Annotated in this window: 18 protein-coding genes; 9 read left to right on the top strand and 9 right to left on the bottom strand. The window is 73.2% G+C overall.

Features of this window, described 5'->3' with window-relative positions; genetic code table 11:
* The first annotated feature begins 1 nt into the window (after position 1).
* The 3 genes from AB0472_RS31025 (at position 2) to AB0472_RS31015 (ending at position 2,388) form a co-directional block, all read left to right on the top strand.
* Complete coding sequence (locus AB0472_RS31025; protein WP_366361253.1) at positions 2-760, top strand: PaaX family transcriptional regulator C-terminal domain-containing protein; 759 nt, start codon at positions 2-4, stop codon at positions 758-760.
* Between the two features lie 154 nt (positions 761-914).
* Entirely contained in the window at positions 915-1,811 is an 897-nt protein-coding gene (locus AB0472_RS31020) for a dihydrodipicolinate synthase family protein (protein ID WP_366361251.1), read from the top strand.
* A 160-nt stretch (positions 1,812-1,971) separates the two neighbouring features.
* Positions 1,972-2,388, top strand: a complete 417-nt coding sequence (locus AB0472_RS31015; protein ID WP_366361249.1) for an ester cyclase — start codon at positions 1,972-1,974, stop codon at positions 2,386-2,388.
* A gap of 152 nt (positions 2,389-2,540) precedes the next feature.
* On the opposite strand, the gene AB0472_RS31010 is transcribed toward AB0472_RS31015, so the two are convergent.
* From AB0472_RS31010 to AB0472_RS30980, 7 genes are all read right to left on the bottom strand, one after another.
* Positions 2,541-3,893: a nucleobase:cation symporter-2 family protein gene (locus tag AB0472_RS31010; protein WP_366361247.1), complete on the bottom strand. Its 1,353-nt coding sequence runs from the start codon at positions 3,891-3,893 to the stop codon at positions 2,541-2,543.
* Between the two features lie 126 nt (positions 3,894-4,019).
* Positions 4,020-5,363: an FAD-dependent oxidoreductase gene (locus AB0472_RS31005; protein WP_366361245.1), complete on the bottom strand. Its 1,344-nt coding sequence runs from the start codon at positions 5,361-5,363 to the stop codon at positions 4,020-4,022.
* A gap of 175 nt (positions 5,364-5,538) precedes the next feature.
* On the bottom strand, positions 5,539-6,225 hold the full coding sequence (locus AB0472_RS31000; protein ID WP_366361243.1) for a helix-turn-helix domain-containing protein: 687 nt from the start codon (positions 6,223-6,225) through the stop codon (positions 5,539-5,541).
* Positions 6,226-6,361: 136 nt separating this feature from the next.
* Positions 6,362-7,084 (bottom strand): HAD-IA family hydrolase, encoded by a 723-nt coding sequence (locus AB0472_RS30995; RefSeq protein ID WP_366361241.1) that lies wholly within the window; start codon positions 7,082-7,084, stop codon positions 6,362-6,364.
* A gap of 35 nt (positions 7,085-7,119) precedes the next feature.
* Complete coding sequence (locus AB0472_RS30990; protein WP_366361239.1) at positions 7,120-7,791, bottom strand: phosphatase PAP2 family protein; 672 nt, start codon at positions 7,789-7,791, stop codon at positions 7,120-7,122.
* A 56-nt stretch (positions 7,792-7,847) separates the two neighbouring features.
* Positions 7,848-8,783: a M56 family metallopeptidase gene (locus tag AB0472_RS30985; RefSeq protein ID WP_366361237.1), complete on the bottom strand. Its 936-nt coding sequence runs from the start codon at positions 8,781-8,783 to the stop codon at positions 7,848-7,850.
* Positions 8,784-8,878: 95 nt separating this feature from the next.
* Positions 8,879-9,421: a DUF5134 domain-containing protein gene (locus tag AB0472_RS30980; protein WP_366361235.1), complete on the bottom strand. Its 543-nt coding sequence runs from the start codon at positions 9,419-9,421 to the stop codon at positions 8,879-8,881.
* A 170-nt stretch (positions 9,422-9,591) separates the two neighbouring features.
* On the opposite strand from AB0472_RS30980, the gene AB0472_RS30975 reads away from it, so the two are divergent.
* Together AB0472_RS30975 and AB0472_RS30970 are read left to right on the top strand one after the other, a co-directional pair.
* On the top strand, positions 9,592-11,268 hold the full coding sequence (locus AB0472_RS30975; RefSeq protein ID WP_366361233.1) for an FUSC family protein: 1,677 nt from the start codon (positions 9,592-9,594) through the stop codon (positions 11,266-11,268).
* Positions 11,265-11,837, top strand: a complete 573-nt coding sequence (locus AB0472_RS30970) for a MarR family transcriptional regulator (RefSeq protein ID WP_366361231.1) — start codon at positions 11,265-11,267, stop codon at positions 11,835-11,837. The genes AB0472_RS30975 and AB0472_RS30970 overlap by 4 nt, the downstream gene beginning before the upstream one ends.
* 111 nt (positions 11,838-11,948) lie before the next feature.
* On the opposite strand, the gene AB0472_RS30965 is transcribed toward AB0472_RS30970, so the two are convergent.
* Positions 11,949-12,341, bottom strand: a complete 393-nt coding sequence (locus AB0472_RS30965; protein WP_366361229.1) for a VOC family protein — start codon at positions 12,339-12,341, stop codon at positions 11,949-11,951.
* A 132-nt stretch (positions 12,342-12,473) separates the two neighbouring features.
* Here AB0472_RS30965 and AB0472_RS30960 point away from each other — a divergent pair, with 132 nt between their 5' ends.
* On the top strand, positions 12,474-13,013 hold the full coding sequence (locus tag AB0472_RS30960) for a GNAT family N-acetyltransferase (protein WP_366361227.1): 540 nt from the start codon (positions 12,474-12,476) through the stop codon (positions 13,011-13,013).
* Between the two features lie 15 nt (positions 13,014-13,028).
* Here the strand turns inward: AB0472_RS30960 and AB0472_RS30955 are convergent, their stop codons facing one another.
* Positions 13,029-13,712 (bottom strand): glycerophosphodiester phosphodiesterase family protein, encoded by a 684-nt coding sequence (locus tag AB0472_RS30955; RefSeq protein WP_366361225.1) that lies wholly within the window; start codon positions 13,710-13,712, stop codon positions 13,029-13,031.
* Positions 13,713-14,126: 414 nt separating this feature from the next.
* On the opposite strand from AB0472_RS30955, the gene AB0472_RS30950 reads away from it, so the two are divergent.
* Genes AB0472_RS30950 through AB0472_RS30940 form a run of 3 tightly spaced genes read left to right on the top strand, consistent with a single transcriptional unit; the run spans position 14,127 to position 17,400 of the window.
* Positions 14,127-15,524 carry a DUF6421 family protein gene (locus tag AB0472_RS30950; RefSeq protein ID WP_366361223.1) on the top strand — a complete coding sequence of 466 codons (1,398 nt, stop codon included), beginning with the start codon at positions 14,127-14,129 and terminating at the stop codon, positions 15,522-15,524.
* Between the two features lie 59 nt (positions 15,525-15,583).
* Positions 15,584-16,333: an SDR family oxidoreductase gene (locus AB0472_RS30945; protein ID WP_366361221.1), complete on the top strand. Its 750-nt coding sequence runs from the start codon at positions 15,584-15,586 to the stop codon at positions 16,331-16,333.
* Entirely contained in the window at positions 16,330-17,400 is a 1,071-nt protein-coding gene (locus AB0472_RS30940) for a low specificity L-threonine aldolase (protein WP_366361219.1), read from the top strand. Before AB0472_RS30945 ends, AB0472_RS30940 begins: the two co-directional genes overlap by 4 nt.
* The last annotated feature ends 96 nt before the right edge of the window (positions 17,401-17,496 follow it).

The following is a 17,496-nucleotide window of genomic DNA, read 5'->3' as shown; positions in this document are numbered from 1 at the left end:
CATGCGCATGAAGGACGTGTCCGCCGAGCCCGCCGACGTCGGCCTGCCGCCCCTGTCCGCCCGGTCGGTCGTGCTGAGCCTGCTGCTGGGCACGCATCCGCCCCAGCTGCCGGTGAAGGACCTGGTCCGGTTCGTCGAGCCCTTCGGGGTCGGCGGCTCCACGCTCCGCGCCGCGCTCAGCCGCATGACGGCCGCCGGCGACCTGCGCCGCACCGGCGACGCCGTCTACGGCCTCAGCGACCGGCTGCTGGCCCGCCAGCGCCGTCAGGACGAGGCGGTACGGCCCCGTACGCGCGCGTGGCGCGGCGAGTGGGAGATGCTGGTCGTCACCGCCACGGGCCGCGACCCCGCCGCACGCGCCGACCTGCGCACCCGTCTGACCTCCCTGCGCCTGGCCGAACTCCGTGAGGGCGTCTGGCTCCGCCCGGCGAACCTGGCGAGGCCCCTCCCCGCCGACCTCGCGGACACCGCCCAGTCCTACACGGCCCGCCCCGACCGCCCCGCCCCGGAACTGGCCGCCGCACTCTGGCCGTTGACCACCTGGTCCAGCACCGCCCGCGCCCTCCTGGCCCGGGCGTCCGGGGCCCGCCTCCCGGCCGACCGCTTCACGGTGTTCGCGGCAGCGGTACGCCACCTGCTGACCGACCCCGTGCTGCCCCCGGAACTCCTGCCCGCCGACTGGCCGGGCGACGAACTGCGCGCCGCGTACGCCGCCTACCGCGCCGAACTGAGCGGGCCGACGGGGGCCCCGGCCAGCTGACCGCCGCACCGCTCCGCCGAGGCGGCGCGGCCTTACGCTCAGCAGCAAGGGCCGGCGTTCTACGAGGTGAGAGCCAGGCGGATCGATGAGTGAGTGCGCCCGCACCCTCGGAATGCCGGCCTCCGACACCGCCGGACCCACCTAGGAGCCACCCATGTTCACCGGCCTGAGCGCCTTTCCGCTGACCCCGATCGCCGCCGACGGGGACGTCGACGAGGAAGCGTTCGCCCGTCTGGTCCGGCGCCTCGCCGCGGCCGGCGTCGACTCGATCGGAGCGTTGGGCTCCACCGGGTCGTACGCCTACCTCACCCTCCCGGAACGGGCCCGCGCCGCCCGTGTCGCGGTGGAGCACGCCGACGGCGTCCCGGTCGTCGTGGGCATCGGTGCGCTGCGCACCCGGGACGTGCTGAGGGCGGCCGAGGACGCGCAGCGGGCCGGGGCCGCGGGCGTGCTGCTGGCGCCGGTGTCGTACCAGCCGCTCACCGACGAGGAGGTGTTCGGGCTGTACGAGGACGTCACCGCGAACCTCTCCGTGCCGCTGGTGGTCTACGACAACCCGCGCACCACCCGGTTCACCTTCGCCGACGAGCTGTACGCACGGGTGGGCCGGCTGCCCCGCGTGGCGTCGGTGAAGATTCCCGGGGTTCCCGCCGACCCGGCCGCGGCCCGGGCCCGGGTCGCGCGGCTGCGGGAGATCCTGCCGCCGCACGTGACCGTGGGGGTGAGCGGGGACGCGTCGGGAGCGGCCGGACTGATCGCCGGCTGCGACGCCTGGTACTCGGTGACCGCCGGCACCCTCCCCGGACCGGCCCTCGCCATCACCAGGGCGGCCCGGGCGGGGCGGGCGGACGGGGCCCGGGAGGAGTCGGACCGGCTCCAGCCGCTGTGGGACCTCTTCGCCCGGCACGGATCGCTGCGGGTCATCGCGGCAGTGGCCGCCGAACTCGGCCTCACGCCCCACGACACCCTGCCCCTCCCGCTGCGCGGCCTGTCCGGCGACGACCACAAACAGGTCGCCGACGTACTGCGACGCCTCCGGCTCGGCACGTGAGACGCGGCCTCGGCACGTGAGGTCCGGCAGCGAGCGGTTGCCCCGGGGGCCCGTCGCGCGGACATGCCGGGGCCGGGGGAGCGGTGTACGTTCGACATACCGTGCGCATGCGCTTCGCAGCCGACCTCCGGCCAGTGGCCCAGATGCTCCGGGAGTGCCCATGGCTCAGCAGACGAACATCGCCGCGCAGACCGCTTTCGGAGAGGCCGTCGTCGCCGGTGACCTCGATGCCCTCGACGCGATCGTCGCGGCCGACTCGACCGACCACGACCCCGCCCCGGGACAGGCGCCCGGGCCCGGAGGGTACAAGACCATGTTCGGCGAACTGCGAACGGCCTTCCCCGACCTGAACATCCAGGTCGAGCATCTGGTGGCCACCGACGACGAGTTGGCCTTCGCCTACGTCATCTCCGGAACGAACCTGGGACCGCTGCTGGGGCACCCGGCGACCGGCAGGAAGGCCAGCTACCGGGGCATGCAGATCAGCCGCTTCGACCCCGACGGCAAACTCGTCGAACGCTGGGGCAGCAGCGACGAGCTCGGCATGCTGCGGCAGCTCGGCCTCGTCGAGGTGTGAGACGGGCGCCCCACGCGGGGCTGCCCGGCGGGCGGAGGGCCGGGGGCTGTCCGGCGGATCGTGCCGCGGACGCGCCGGGTACGGCACGCCCGCTCACCTCGGCTGAACAGCGCTCCCGGCCTTCCCGCGACGTGGTCCGCCGGACAGAACACCTAGGCCGACCCGGCCCCGGTGGGGACCGTGCCCGGGGCCGAATCCGCTCTCGACGGGAGGTGGTTGAAGAGCAGGTTCAGGACGATCGCCATCAGACAGCCCGCGCTGATGCCGCTGTTCATCACCGTCTGGAACCAGTCGGGGAACTTCGCGTAGACCGTGGGCACGCCCACCGGCAGGACGCCGACCGCCACCGAGACGGCGACCACCGTCAGGTTGTTGTTGCCCGTGAAGTCGACGGCCGCCAGCGTGCGCAGGCCGCTCGCCGCCACCGTGCCGAACATCACCAGGCCCGCACCGCCCAGCACCGGAGCGGGAATCGCCGCGACCACCGCGCCCAGCTTCGGCAGCAGGCCGAGCAGCACCAGGATGCCGCCGGCCGCCGCGACCACCCAGCGGCTGCGCACCCGGGTCATCCCCACCAGGCCCACGTTCTGCGCGAACGCCGTGTAGGGGAAGGTGTTGAAGACACCGCCGAGGACGGTCGAGAGGCCGTCGGCGCGCAGACCGTCGGCGAGCGGGCGCGCCTCGACGCGGCGGCCGGTCAGCTCGCCCACCGCGAGCAGGTCACCGGTCGTCTCGGTCATCGTGACCAGGGCCACCACCAGCATGGAGACGATCGCCGAGGCCCGGAACGTGGGCGCCCCGAAGTGGAACGGCGTGCTGATGCCGAGCCAGTCGGCGTCCCCGACCCCGCCGAAGTCCGTGAACCCGAAGGGCACCGCCACCGCGAGGCCCACCGCGATGCCGATCAGGACCGCGATCCGGGCGAGGTAGGCGGGCGCGAACCGCTGCACGCCGAGCACCACCGCGAGCACGAAGGCCGCCAGCGCCAGGTTCTTCGGCTCCCCGAAGTCCTTCGCCCCGGCGCCGCCCGCGGCCCAGTTGCCGGCGACCGGCAGCAGCGAGACCCCGATGATCAGGATCACCGTGCCGGTGACCAGGGGTGGGAAGAAGCGCAGCAGCCTGCCGAAGACGGGTGCGAGGAGCATGATCGCCAGGCCCGCGACGATCACCGAGCCGTAGATCGCGGGGAGTCCGCCCCCCGTCGTACCGATGAGGACCATCGGCGAGACCGCCGCGAACGTACAGCCCTGCATGATCGGCAGCCGGACGCCGAAGCGCCAGAAGCCGACGCACTGGATGAGCGTGGCAATGCCGCACACCAGCAGGTCGGCGGTGATCAGGTAGGCCAGGTCGGCGGGCGACAGCTTCATCGCGCCGCCCACGATCAGCGGCACGGCGACCGCGCCCGCGTACATCGCGAGCACGTGCTGCAGGCCGAACGCGGTCAACTGCCGTACGGGTGGGACCTCGTCGACGGGATGGACGGAGGCGCCGGTGGTGGCCATGAGGACTCCAGAGCGGGGACGACATCCGGACAGCACGAGACCGTAAGCGGTTTGAACAGTTTGTTGATTTCCGGTCTGTTGCCGATACGTGTCATGCCCACCCGGACGCGGGTGGATCCCGCTCCGCTACGACCCGGTCCGCGCCGCCGCCAGCAGGGAGTTCCAGTCGGCCAGCTTGACCACGCTCCGGCCGAGCCGGGCGCCGAGCGCGGCCTCGGCCCGTTCGATCGCCTGCCATCCCGTCCACGGGACCGGCTCGATGCCGGCCGAGCGGAGCGCGGCGAGCGGATCCTCCGGCACCGCCTTGTCCAGCAGTGCGGGCGCGTCCGCCAGGAGGGAGGTCACCGTCTCCTTGGCGTCGGGACGGTTGGTGCCGATGACGCCGGTCGGGCCGCGCTTGATCCAGCCGGCCACGTAGTTGCCGGGCGCGCCGAAGCAGCTGTCCAGGACCCGGCCCGCCTCGTGCGGCACGGTGCCGCTCTCCTCGTCGAACGGGAGCCCGTCCAGCGCCACCCCTCGATAGCCGACCGAGCGCAGCACCAGCTGTGCCTCGACCGTCTCGTACCGCCCGGTGCCGCGCACCCCGCCGCTGCCGTCGGGTTCGGTGCGTTCGAAGAGCACGCCGCCCACCCGGCCGCCGTCGTCGAGCAGTTCGACCGGACGCAGGAAGAAGCGCAACCGGATGCCGCGGCCCGTGCCCCGGCCGCCGGCCTCCGCCCAGCCGCGCAGCACCTCCACGTTGCGGCGCTGGGCGGCGGGCAGCGCGGACGGGTCGGCGCAGCCCGGATCGAGCGCCAGATCGGCTGCCTCCACCCGGACCTCGGTTTCCGGCAGCCCGGCCAGCTCACGCAGCTCCTTCGTGGTGAACCGCGCCTGCGAGGGGCCCCGCCGGCCCACCACGTGGACCTCTTCTATCCGGCTCGCCGCCAGTGCCGTCAGGGCCGCCTGGGGCATGTCGGTGGGGCTCAGCTCCGCCACGCCGCGGACCAGCATCCGCGCCACGTCCACCGCGACGTTGCCGACCCCGATGACCACCGCGGACCGGGCGTCGCGCACGAACCCGGCGTCGACGGCGTCCGGATGCGCGCTGTACCAGGACACGAACTCGGTCGCCGACCAGCTGCCCGGCAGCTCCTCGCCGGGAATCCCGAGCCGGCGGTCGGTCGCGGCGCCCACGCAGTACACCACCGCGTGGTACAGCTCCCGCAGCCGCGCCACCGGCAGCCCGCCCGCGCCCCCGACCCGGACGCCGCCGAGGAACCGCACCCGGTCGTGCTCCAGTACGGTGCGCAGGTTTCCCTGCAGCGACTTGATCTTCTCGTGGTCCGGGGCGACGCCGTACCGCACCAGTCCGTACGGGCACGGCAGCCGGTCCAGGACATCCACGCGAACCGTGGGGTCGAGCTGGACGAGGTTCTGGGCGGTGTAGCACCCGCTCGGCCCGGAGCCGACGACGGCGACACGCAACACGGGGGACTCCTTGCCCGAGGGGCTGGTGGTTCCAGCATCCCACCGGCCCGGCCGCCTGGGCAGGAGCCGCTGGGGTGACGTGCACGCGTGTCAAGGTGCGGAAGATGTGATCATGTGATCGCGCTGCGTATGCGGAGAGGTGTCTGCTGCCGGACTTCGCGAAGCCGGGAGCCGTCTAGCCGGCCTCGGGGCCGGGTTCGGATCCGGGCTCCGACCGGTCCTCGGTGGCGAAGAACCGGGACAGGTCCCGCCGTTCGGCCGGGGGCGCGGACTGAAGGGGCAGGCCCAGCTCCCGGTCGAGCCCGTAGCGCTCGAACAGCTCCGCCCGCAGCGCCGGGATCGGCATCGGCACCCCCGGTACCAGCGCCGCGTACACCGCGCCCATCAGCATGGCGCGCAGCATGGGGTAGTCGACCTCGACGTGGTGCGAGCCGTAGCGGGCCACGGTGTCGCCCAGCAGCTCCGCCAGCCGCCGCTGCTCGGGGCACTGCACGAAGCCCTCGGCCTGGAGCAGGCCGGCCATGTGCTGGCGCATCAGCACCGGCCGGTCCTGCGCGAGCCCCAGGATCGCGTCGATGGCCCGGGCCAGCCGCTCCCGCCCGTCCTCGGTGCGCGGCTCGTGCTCCAGCGCCTCCTCCAGGGTGCGGTGCATCAGCCGGTGCACGGCGGACTGGACCAGCTGGCGCTTGCCGGGGAAGTAGTACGACACCAGTCCGCGCGCCGACCCCGCCCGGTCCGCGATGGCGCCCAGCGTGGTCGCTTCAAAACCGTGCTCGTCCACCAGCTCCACCGCGGCCTGCAGCAGCCGCTCACGCGAACGCCTGCGCAATTCTTCATTGACCGAGGGGCTGCGGGGGGACATCCTGGAACTCCTGCGTTGACTGGCTGCCAGCCAACTATAATCGACGCAGTAGGCACCGCCCTGTGCGGGGCCTGTTCAGGGCTGCCGTCCGTCCGGGGCGACACGGGGGAGCGTCTCGGGCGGACGGCGCGACAGGTCAGGCCTGGGTGGGCGTGACCTGTCGGCGGGCCGCGCCCACCAGGTCCAGGACCGCCAGCAGCGCGTCCGGACGTTCGGCCACCGGCAGATGGTCCACGAAGTGCACCCGGCAGCCGAGTGCCGCCGCCCCGCCGTCGGCAGGCCTGCTGTCCCCGACCATCAGCGTCTCCGCGGCCCCGGCGCCGAGCGCCTCCAGCGCGACCGTGAAGAGCCGGGGGTCCGGCTTCTGGACGCCGTGCTCGTACGACAGGACGTACGTGTCCACGTAGGCGTCGAGTCCGTGCTCGCGGAAGACCGGCCGCGGGTCCCAGCCGATGTTGCTGACCACGCCGACCCCGATGCCGTGCTCGCGCAGCGTGCGCAGGACCGGGGCGGCGTCCGGGTAGGGGGTCCAGGCCAGCGGGTCCATGTGCCGCTCGTAGAGCGCGTCGTGCAGGGCGGGGTCCGGCAGCATCACCCGCCGGGACATGGCCGTGTAGGCGGCCCGGTGCAGCTCCGCGCTCTCGTCGCGCACCGCCCACATGTCGGACAGCTCCGCGGGCACCGCGACCGGGAGGGCCCCGCCGGGCTGTGCGCCCGCCGCTTCCAGCGCGCGCGCCGCCTGCGTCAGCTCGGTCTCGGAGAGCGCTGCCCCGGTTTCGGCGAGCACCGCCCGCAGCCAGGATTCGGTGGACTCGATGCGGAAGAGTGTTCCGGAGAAGTCGAAGAGCACGGCAGTCATGCGCCGGACTCTACAGAGGGGCGCCGTGGCGCGGCCTAGGGGCGAGGGTGTCCCCGGCGGTCGCGCTCCCACTCGTACGCCAGCACCGCCAGCGCCACCACCAGCGCCCCGAGCAGCCAGCCGCCGAGCACGTCGGAGGGCCAGTGGACGCCGAGCCACACCCGGGTCAGGCCGACGCCCACGACCGAGACCCCGGCCGCGGCCAGGGCCGTACGCCGTATCGCGCGACCGGCCCCGCAGCGGTGCAGCAGCCACAGCAGCAGGCCGCAGACCACCGTCGCCGTCATGGCGTGCCCGGACGGGAAGGCGGAGTAGCGGGCGGAGTCGACCGGGTCGGGCCACGCCGGGCGCGGGCGGCCCACGGCGGCCTTGAGGGACTGCTGGGCGACCGTGCCGAGCGCACAGGTCAGGGTCAGCCACAGTGCGGTCCGCCACGCCGAGTGCCGCCACACCAGCCACACCGCGACCGCGGCGCACAGCAGGCGCATGGTGAGCGGGTCCCAGACCCAGTCCGCCAGGACTCGCAGCACCTGTGTGGTGCCGTGGTCCGCCACGGCCCAGCGGTGGGTGGTCCCGGCGATGCCCTCGTCCACCGCGACCAGGGGAGGCCACTCGCCTGCGACGAGGGCCAGCAGCAGCGCCGACGCCAGGGCGAGGACGGCGGTCGTGAGAAGGGGAGCCGGGCGGTCGCCGGGTGGGGGGAACATGGCGCGATCTTTGCCGAATCATTGCCCGCGGGGCAATTCCCCTGCGGGGTACGGCTCTACCCGAGGGCGCGCAGGCTCGGTACGAGCGCCACGAGTACCGGGATCACCGGGACCAGGGCGGCCGTCGCGGTCAGCCGCAGCCGGTGCCGGGCGGGGAGGCGGTCCGGGGCGGTGAGCAACCGGTCCACCCGCTGCGGGACATGGGCGTGCGGGGTCGGCCCGGGACCGAACACCCCACGGTCCTCGTTGAGTTCGACCAGGGCGAGCGCGGTGGTGAGACGGCCGTGCCGCCGGGAGGCCACGTCGTCGGCGGCCAGTTCGACCAGCCGGTGCATCTCGTCGCGGAACGCGGCGAACACCGGGATCTGCGGGAACCCGCCCGCCAGCGCCGCCGAGCAGTGCAGCAGCCAGTCGTGCCGGGCCTGCGCGTGGCCCTGCTCGTGGGCCAGGACCGCGTCCAGCTGACGCCCCTTCAGGCGCCGCAACGCGGCCGTGGTCACGACGAGTTGGGGTGCCGCTCCGGGCAGCCACCAGGCGTCCGGGCGCTCGCCCTCAAGGACGACGAGCCGGCCGTCGGCCGCTTCCTCGCCGGGCAACAGCGGTGACCGGAGCAGCAGTTCGGCCTGCCGGCGGTTGCGTCTGGCTCTGGCCCGCGCGATCTCCCGTACCAGCATCGCCCCGCTCCACAGCCCGGCACCGGCGAGGGCCACCGCGGTCACCGCTGCCCACGGGCCGGCCGTGCCGAGCGCGTAGGCGTCCACCACCCCGCTCGGGGCGGTCGCGAACACGTGCCCGCGCACCGCCTGCCAGGCAGCCGCCGCGCTCAGCGTCATCGACAGCGCGCAGCACAGCAGAACGGCCGCCACCACGCACTGCCACACCCACAGCGCGACCACCGGCTCCCGGTCCGGCCAGTCGGCCCGGGCGAGCAGCCGGGGACCGACCACGCCGGTCAGGGCGCCGAGCAGCAGCAGTGCCACGGGGACCATCATGGCCAGCACCCTATGAGCGGGGGACCGTTCACCGGTACAGGCCATGACGCCAAAGTGACGCAGGCAACGTCCGCGCCGAGCGGGCCGTCAGGTCCTCACAGTGCCAGCAGCATCGCCACCATGCCGATCCCCATCGACAGCCGGCACGCCCGCGCCAACTCCGGCCGGTCGCCCCACCGGAGGGTCCCCGTCCCGGCGGCGACCGCGAACGGAACGAGCCGCGCACCGGAGAGCAGCACGTAGCCGGTGAAGTAGAGCAGCAACAGCCCGGTCACCGACGGGACTCCGGCACCGCCGTGATGGTGGGCGCCGGGGGTGGCCGCCATCGCCACCGCCATGTAGACCATCGCCGCCGTTCCGACCAGATGGTGCAGATGGTGCGAGCTGCTGCGGGCGCCCCACAGGGCGCGCAGCGCGGCCGCGCCGAACACCGCCGCGTACACCGGCCAGGCCCACGCCGGCGGCGTGAACGCCGTCCCGGGCACGGCCATGGCGGCCATGCCGAACCCCATCAGCGCCTCGCCGCCCGCGGCGCGCCGCTGTTCCAGGACACTGCTGCGCATCCGCAGCAGGCAGTAGGCCCCGGTCGCCGCGCACAGCGCGACCAGCAGCCAGCCGGGCGAAGCCGGTCCGTGCACGGCGCACCTCCCCGCTCGACTCGACGTCGCGTCGTTGGATGCGATGCCCAGGCCGTGCGGCGCGCACGCGAGCGCAAGGGTGTACACGGGGAGCATTCGCCGGAGCACAGCCGGTGACCAGGGCTGTTCGAGAATGATTTACGAGTAAAACACATGCTAAATTGATGGGTATGAGCTCCGCGCCCCCCACGACCGCCCGCCGTCTCCCCCTCGCCGGTGCGCTGCGCCTCGGCCGGCCCTCCGACATCTGGTTCAAGCCCGCCTGCAGCGTGGTCGCCGCGGTCGCCCCGCCCAACCTGGCCCTGCTGGCCCTCGGCCGCCTCGATCTGGCGATGTACACCATGGCGGGCTCGCTGTGCGCCCTCTACGGCCACAACCGCCCCTACCCCGCCCGCGCCCGCACCCTGGCGTGGGTGATCCTCGGCATGGTGGGCGGCCTCGCCGTCGCCCTGACCGCGGCCTCGCTCACCACCGACGCCGTCGTCCTGGTCACCGTCGGCGCGCTCATGGCGGCGGTGCAGAAGGTCCTCTGCGACGCCACCCGCGTCGGCCCGCCCGGGAACGTGGTCCTCACCTTCATCAGCTCCGCCTCCCTGTTCGCCCCGCAGACCCCCGGCCAGGTCCCCGGCCACGTCGGCCTCGCCGTCACGGCGGGCGCCTGGGCCTGGCTGGTCGGCATGGCCCCCGGCCTGCTGCGCCCGCACGGCCCCGAACGCCGGGCCACCGCCCACGCCCTGCACGCCACCGCCGCCTACGCCGACACCCACGGCACCGGCACGGGCACCGGCACCGGCGACGGCCACGACCGGGCCCGGGCCGCCGCGGCCGCCGCCGTGCAGGCCGCCTGGCAGTCCCTGCTCGCCGCCGGCGCCCGCACGGACCGCACCCGGCGCGCCCTCGAACACCTCGTCGTCCGCGCCGAGGTCGCCCTCGCCGCCCCGGCCGACGCCGACCCCGCGCTGCTGCGCGGCTGGTCCCGCGCCCTGCGCGGCACCGGACGCGTCCCGCGCGTCGCCGGCGCCGACGACGACCTCCTCGGCGTCGACGCCGAACGCGCCGTACCGCGGACCCCGTTGTGGCGCCGGCTCGGCCCACTCGCCCCCTTCGCCGTCCGCACCGCGCTCGGCTGCGCCCTGGCCGGCTACGCCTCCCTGGCCCTGGGCGTCGGCCGCCCCTACTGGGCGCTGGTCACCGCCGCCTCCCTCTACCAGGCGAATGTCACCCTCACCTGGAGCCGGGGCGTCCAGCGCGTCGTCGGCAACCTGCTCGGCGTCCTCGTCTTCGCCGCCGTCGTGCCGCTCGCCCACCTCCACCCGGCCGCCCTGGTGCTGTGCTGCCTCGCCTTCAACTTCGGCGCCGAGGCGGTCATCGGCCGCAACTACTGGCTGGGCAGCGTCTGCGTCACGCCGATGGCCCTGCTCGTCACCGAGTTCGCCCGCACCCAGGACCCGGGACAGCTGATCACCGAGCGGGTCGTGGACACCCTGGTCGGCGCGCTCGTCGGCTTCGCCACCGCCGTCGTCGTCACCAACCGCCGGGCCGGCGACCGCATCGAACACGCCCTGACCGCCGTCGAACAGGCCCACGAACAGGCCGCCCGCCTGCTCACCGGGCCGCGACCGGCCCCGCGCGCCCTGGAGACGGCCCGGCGCACCCTGTCCGCGGCCCTGGCCGACCTGCGCGCCGCGGCCGACGCCGCGTCCGGCGAGTGGTGGCAGCGCGCGCTGCCCCAGGAGCGGGTCGTGCTCGCCGAGCAGTCCGGACACCGTACGCTCGCCGCGACGGTACGACGCCAGGGAGCGCACTCCTGGGACGGCGCGAGGACAACGGAGGACGTACGGCCATGACGGCGACCAACGGACGACCGGCGGCCGGGAGTGACGCGGACAGGGGCGCGGGAGGCGGTGCCGGCCGGGACGACACGGTCGCGGCCGTCGTCCGGCAGTGGCGGAGCGTCCATCCCGCCCTGGACACGGCTCCCATGGAGGTCATCGGCCGGATCAACCGCTGCGCGGCCCTCCTCCAGCAGGCCGAGGACGCCCCGCTGCGCCGGGCCGGCCTCAGCCGCCCCGAGTTCGACCTGCTCGGCGCGCTCCGCCGCACCGGCCACGAGCTGACCCCGAGCGAGCTCGCCAAGGAGACGTTCTCCTCCGGCGCCGCCGTCACCAAACGCCTCAAGCAGCTCACCGAGCGCGGCCTGGTCGAGCGGCGCGGCGACGACCGTGACCGCAGGGTCGCCCACCTCCGCCTCACCGACGCGGGCCGCGACCTCGTCGACGGCATCCTGCCCGAGCAGCTCGCCTACGAGACGGCCGTGCTGGCCGTCCTCGCTCCCGAGGGGCAGGGTGAACTGGCGGGACTCCTCGCGGAGTTGCTGGGCCGGCTGGAGGGGAGGACGGGCGTGCTGCGGGCCTGAGGCGACGGCGGCACCGATGGCCGCGATGCGCCGTCGTGGCCGGTCGCGCAGTTCCTCCTCCAGCCCTCGGCCAGGGATGCCCCCAGCACCCCTTCGGGGCGCCGGGCCTGCTCAGATCCCCGGACGGTGGCGCAGCGGATGGTCGGCCGGTACCTCCACCAGCACGATGGCGATCCCGTCCGGATCGGCGATCCACATCTCGACCAGGCCCCACGGCTCCCGCACGGGCGGGCGCACGATCACGACGCCCTTCGCCGCCAGCTCCTCGTGCGCCGCCGCGACGTCCGCGACCTGCAGCCACAGCTGCACGGCCGGCGAGGGAGGCGTGTCCGACCGGCCGGAGACCTCCAGGAACCCGCCGCCGAGGAAGTAGACCGTGCCGCGCTCCGGGCCCTCACCGAACTCGCGGTAGACGGCGAGCCCGAGCCGCTCACCGTAGAAGGCGCGGGACCGCTCGGGATCGGTGGGGTGGATCAGCGTACGGCTGCTCAGTACATGCACCATGCGACCGGAGCGTAGTGGCAGGCCACGGCGGGAGCCGGGTGCCACGGGTGCCGGGAGGCGGAGCGGGGGAGCGGGGAAGCGGGGATAGGCTCGTGGCCGGTTCAGTAGCGCTTGAGAACGGAGAACCCGCCCATGGAGAACGTCGCCGCCGGACTGACCTTCCGTGACGCCACCGACGCCGACGTGGACGTCCTGGTCGCGTTGGTCGAGTCGGCCTACCGGGGCGACGACAGCCGGGTCGGCTGGACCACCGAGGCGGACATCCTGGAGGGGCAGCGCACCGACCGGGAGGGCGTCCTCGAAGTGATCAAGGCGCCGGACGGCAAGCTCCTCGTCGTCGAGCGGGACGGCGGGGTCCTCGCCTGCTGCCAGCTCGAACACCGCGGTGACCACGCCTACTTCGGCATGTTCGCGGTGAGCCCCGCCCGCCAGGGCGCCGGCCTCGGCAAGGCGGTCATCGCCGAGGCGGAGCGCCAGGCCCGCGAGGACTGGGGCGTGACCGAGATGCACATGACGGTGATCTCGGTGCGCGAGGACCTCATCGCCTGGTACGAACGGCGCGGCTACCGCCGTACGGGAAGGATGACCCCGTTCCCGTACGGCGAGGAGCGCTTCGGCATTCCGCAGCGTGCCGACCTCGAGTTCGAGCTGCTGGTCAAGCCGCTGGTGTGAGGCGCGGGCCGGTGGTCAGGCCGTGAAGCGGGCGGTGCGCTTGATCTCCGGGTAGTCGGTCGTCGCACCGTCCAGCTGGAGCGCGCGCACCAGCCGCAGATCGTCATGGGTGTTCACCACCCAGCCGATCAGCCGCAGGTCCGCCTTGCGGGCGTGCTCCACGACCTCCAGGGTCAGCCTGCGGATGTTCAGGCAGAGGGTGGCCGCCCCCGCCTCCCGGGCCCGCTCCACGACGTCGGTGCCGTAGCGGCTGGCGATCAGCGCGGTACGCACCCCGGGCACCAGCCGGGCGATCTCGGCGACCGCCTCGTCGTGGAACGAGGACACCTCCACCCGGGACACCAGGTCCCGTCGCTGCATGACCTCGGCCAGCGCCCTGGCCGCGGCCACGTCCTTGATCTCGGCCTGCAACGGTGTCCGCACCGCGTCCAGGACCTCCTCGAACACCGGTACCCGCTCACCCCGGCCGGCGTCGAGGCCGCGCAGCTCCTCCAGGGTCTTCTCGGCGATCGGTCCGGTGCCGTCGGTCGTGCGGTCCACCTCCGCGTCGTGCATGACGACCAGGGCGCCGTCCTTGCTGAGGTGAAGATCGAGTTCGATCAGGTCGAGGCCGGCCTGCTGGGCGGCGACGAAGGAACGGAGGGTGTTCTCGGGCTCGACGCCCATGACTCCGCGGTGACCGATGGTAAGGAAGTTCAAGATTCAACTCGCTTCCGTCGACGGCGGCGGTGGGGGGCAGGCGCGCGGACCGTACGACGGACGTCGCTGTCCACGCGGCTGGGCGCAGCCTAATGGCCGCCCGTCGCGATGAACCCGTACGTACACGGGGGGATTGGTGTGCCGGGCGCGCGACACCTGGCCCGTGCCCCGGTCGGCGGTCACCCGGTGGTGGGCGCGTCCCCTCGTGCATTGACCGGCCGGATCCGTGCGGTCCGCCACAACTGACGCCTCGTCACACGTCGTAGTGAATGTGAGCGCCTTCACGGTTTCACACAGGAAAAAGCGCGGTGAAGATGGGATGCCGCAGGATAATTTCCCGAGAGCCCCCTTGCTGGGAGAAACCCCGTACGCATACGGTGTCCACACGGAAGCTTCTCCCGTGGAGGATGGGTCATGACGGAAATTCTTGTGCAGGTGGGTTCGGAGGGACAGGTCTCTCCCGTGACCAGGGTGGTCGAGCACCCGGCATGGCCCGTGCTCAAGGATGCCGTGGAGCGGATCCGGCCATGGCAGTCGAAGGACGGGTCGGTCGACTTCGAGGCCGAGGGCGCGCCCGCACGTGCCGACGCCGAGGCGGCCGTCCGGCGGGTCGTCGAGGCGGTGGAAGAGCTGTCCCCGCTGCTCCCGCACGACGCCGAGTACCACCACGCGCTGGTCACGGACCTGCGGCGCTGGGCCGTCGGCGGCTTCCAGGTGCCCGACTTCCTCGACTCGCTGCTCGCCTTCCAGCCCGCCGCGGGTCGCACGGACGGCCTCCAGCACCTGGTCGTCTTCCCGATGTACACGCAGAACGGCAACCCGGACCGCAACCTGGAGGCGGTCGTGCTGCGCATGGTCTGGCCGGACTGGCTGGCCGAGCTGGAGCGCACCCGGTACGACAACCCGCTGTTCTGCGGCATCAAGTTCGAGGACTTCACGGCCGGCTACGACACCAACTCCGCCGTCCTCTTCCCCGAGACCATCGCCGTACGTGAGGCGCCGGAACGATTCTCCTGGGGCGGTATCTTCTGCGACCGCGAGGCCGCCCGCTTCCGCCGGGTCACCGACGCCGCCGTCGGCATCCTCGGCCTCGAACTCCCCGAGGACATCGCCGCGATGGTCCACGACCAGAAGCGCTGCGAGGAGGCCTTCGTGCTGTGGGACATGGTCCACGACCGCACCCACAGCCACGGCGACCTGCCGTTCGACCCGTTCATGATCAAGCAGCGGCAGCCGTTCTGGATGTACGGCCTGGAGGAGCTGCGCTGCGACCTCACCGCCTTCAAGGAGGCCGTGAAGCTGGCCGAGGACGGCGTCCCGCAGGCCCGTGACGTGCAGTACGCGGTGCTCTTCGACCGCATGTTCCGCTTCCCGGTCACCGGCGACCGGGTCCGCAACTACGACGGGCTCGGCGGGCAGCTGCTCTTCGCCTACCTGCACAAGCACGACGTGGTCCGCTGGACCGACAACAAGCTCGCCATCGACTGGGAGCGCGCCCCGCAGGTCACCAACCAGCTGTGCGCCGAGATCGAGAAGCTGTACAAGGACGGCATCGACCGCCCGAAGCTCGTCCACTGGTTCGCCGGGTACGAACTGGTCGCCGGCTACCTCGCCCCGCACCCGGGCTCGAAGTGGGCCAAGGGTCCGGACGCCCTGGACCTGACCCTGCCGCCGCGCAAGCTCGTGGACGACGTGCTTCCCGACGAGTTTCCGCTGAGCATGTTCTACGAGGCCCTGTCCAAGAAGCTGAAGAACGTGATCGCCGAGACCAGGGGCATCACCGCGGACAGCGCCGAGCCGGTCGCCGCGTGAGCGACCTGCTGCGGAACACTGCTCAAGATCTGCGGAACACTGCTCAAGAGGGGAAGCACATGGCGGGCAACGGGTCTCTCAGTGGTGCTGTGATCGCGGTGGCCGGGGCGGGCGGACCCGCCGGGCACGCGACGCTGGTCAGGCTGGCGGAGGCGGGCGCGACCGTCGTCGGCGCCGACAACAGTCCCGAGCGTCTGGCGGAGGCCGTGGACGCGGCCAGGTACGCGGGGGGCGGTGCCGTGGTCACCGGCGAGACGGTCGACCTGCTCGACCTGGACTCGACCCGGGCCTGGGCCGACCGCATCGAGAAGGACCACGACCGGATCGACGGCCTGGTCCACCTGGTCGGCGGCTGGCGCGGCAGCGCCACCTTCGCCGAGACCGACCTCGCCGACTGGGACCTGCTGGAGAAGCTGCTGATCCGCACCGTCCAGCACACCTCCCTGGCCTTCTACGAGGGCCTGCAGCGCAGCGAGCGCGGCCGGTACGTGCTGATCAGCGCCTCCGGCGCGGCCAGGCCCACCGCCGGCAACGCCGCCTACTCGGCAGCCAAGGCGGCCGCCGAGGCCTGGACGCTCGCCATGGCCGACGGCTTCCGCAAGGCCGGGGGCGAGGCGGGCCCCCGCTCCGCTGCTGCCATCCTGGTGGTGAAGGCGTTGGTGCACGACGCGATGCGCGCGGAGCGGCCCAACGCGAAGTTCGCGGGCTTCACGGACGTCAAGGACCTCGCCGAGGCCGTCGAGGGCGTCTGGAGCAAGTCCGCCGCCGAAGTGAACGGAAACCGTCTGTGGCTGACCGAGAAGCCGTGAACCCTCCCAGGACCGACGCCCGTCGCCACCACGACCCGCAGGTCCGCGGTTTCGCCAGTGACAACTACGCCGGAGCCCACCCCGAGGTGCTGGCCGCCCTGGCCCTCGCCAACGGCGGCCACCAGGTGGCGTACGGCGAGGACGAGTACACCGAGAACCTCCAGCGCATCGTCCGCAGCCACTTCGGGGCCACCGCGGAGGCCTTCCCGGTCTTCAACGGCACCGGCGCCAACGTCGTCGCGCTCCAGGCGGTCACCGACCGCTGGGGCGCGGTGATCTGCGCCGAGAGCGCGCACATCAACGTCGACGAGGGCGGCGCCCCCGAGCGCATGGGCGGCCTCAAGCTGCTCACCGTGCCCACCCCCGACGGCAAGCTCACCCCGGACCTGATCGACCGGCAGGCGTACGGCTGGGACGACGAGCACCGCGCCATGCCCCAGGTGGTGTCCATCACCCAGAGCACCGAGCTGGGCACCCTGTACACGCCGGACGAGATCCGCGCGATCTGCGAGCACGCCCACGCGCACGGCATGAAGGTGCATCTGGACGGCTCCCGGATAGCCAACGCGGCGGCCTCCCTGGACGTGCCGATGCGCACGTTCACCAACGCCGTCGGCGTCGACATCCTCTCGCTGGGCGGCACCAAGAACGGCGCGGTCTTCGGCGAGGCGGTCGTGGTGATCAACCAGGACGCCGTCAGCCACATGAAGCACCTGCGCAAGCTGTCCATGCAGCTCGCGTCCAAGATGCGCTTCGTGTCGGTCCAGCTGGAGGCCCTGCTCGCCAAGGACCTGTGGCTGCGCAACGCCCGGCACGCCAACGGGATGGCCCAGCGGCTCGCCGAGGGGGTGCGGGCCGTGCACGGCGTCGAGATCCTGCATCCGGTGCAGGCCAACGGCGTCTTCGCACGGCTCCCGCACGACGTGAGCCTGCGCCTGCAGAAGCGTTTCCGGTTCTACTTCTGGGACGAGGCGGCCGGGGACGTGCGCTGGATGTGCGCCTTCGACACCACCGAGGAGGACGTGGACGCGTTCGTGGCCGCGCTCAAGGAGGAGATGGCGCGCTGAGGGCCCGGCGGGGAGTGCCGTGATCTTTCGGCCGCGGCGGCGTCGTGGCTGATCGCGCCGTTCCCCGCGCCCCCTTCGGGGCGCCGCAGAACCAAT

The organism is Streptomyces sp. NPDC086777 (genome assembly GCF_040702065.1).
GTDB lineage: Bacteria > Actinomycetota > Actinomycetes > Streptomycetales > Streptomycetaceae > Streptomyces.
This window is presented reverse-complemented; position numbering and strand designations above follow the sequence as displayed.

Coding starts and splice junctions, on each gene's coding strand:
- AB0472_RS31025 (WP_366361253.1), top strand. CDS start 2: ATGCGCATGAAGGACGTGTCCGCCGAGCCCGCCGACGTCGGCCTGCCG.
- AB0472_RS31020 (WP_366361251.1), top strand. CDS start 915: ATGTTCACCGGCCTGAGCGCCTTTCCGCTGACCCCGATCGCCGCCGAC.
- AB0472_RS31015 (WP_366361249.1), top strand. CDS start 1,972: ATGGCTCAGCAGACGAACATCGCCGCGCAGACCGCTTTCGGAGAGGCC.
- AB0472_RS31010 (WP_366361247.1), bottom strand. CDS start 3,893: ATGGCCACCACCGGCGCCTCCGTCCATCCCGTCGACGAGGTCCCACCC.
- AB0472_RS31000 (WP_366361243.1), bottom strand. CDS start 6,225: ATGTCCCCCCGCAGCCCCTCGGTCAATGAAGAATTGCGCAGGCGTTCG.
- AB0472_RS30995 (WP_366361241.1), bottom strand. CDS start 7,084: ATGACTGCCGTGCTCTTCGACTTCTCCGGAACACTCTTCCGCATCGAG.
- AB0472_RS30990 (WP_366361239.1), bottom strand. CDS start 7,791: ATGTTCCCCCCACCCGGCGACCGCCCGGCTCCCCTTCTCACGACCGCC.
- AB0472_RS30985 (WP_366361237.1), bottom strand. CDS start 8,783: ATGATGGTCCCCGTGGCACTGCTGCTGCTCGGCGCCCTGACCGGCGTG.
- AB0472_RS30975 (WP_366361233.1), top strand. CDS start 9,592: ATGAGCTCCGCGCCCCCCACGACCGCCCGCCGTCTCCCCCTCGCCGGT.
- AB0472_RS30970 (WP_366361231.1), top strand. CDS start 11,265: ATGACGGCGACCAACGGACGACCGGCGGCCGGGAGTGACGCGGACAGG.
- AB0472_RS30965 (WP_366361229.1), bottom strand. CDS start 12,341: ATGGTGCATGTACTGAGCAGCCGTACGCTGATCCACCCCACCGATCCC.
- AB0472_RS30960 (WP_366361227.1), top strand. CDS start 12,474: ATGGAGAACGTCGCCGCCGGACTGACCTTCCGTGACGCCACCGACGCC.
- AB0472_RS30950 (WP_366361223.1), top strand. CDS start 14,127: ATGACGGAAATTCTTGTGCAGGTGGGTTCGGAGGGACAGGTCTCTCCC.
- AB0472_RS30945 (WP_366361221.1), top strand. CDS start 15,584: ATGGCGGGCAACGGGTCTCTCAGTGGTGCTGTGATCGCGGTGGCCGGG.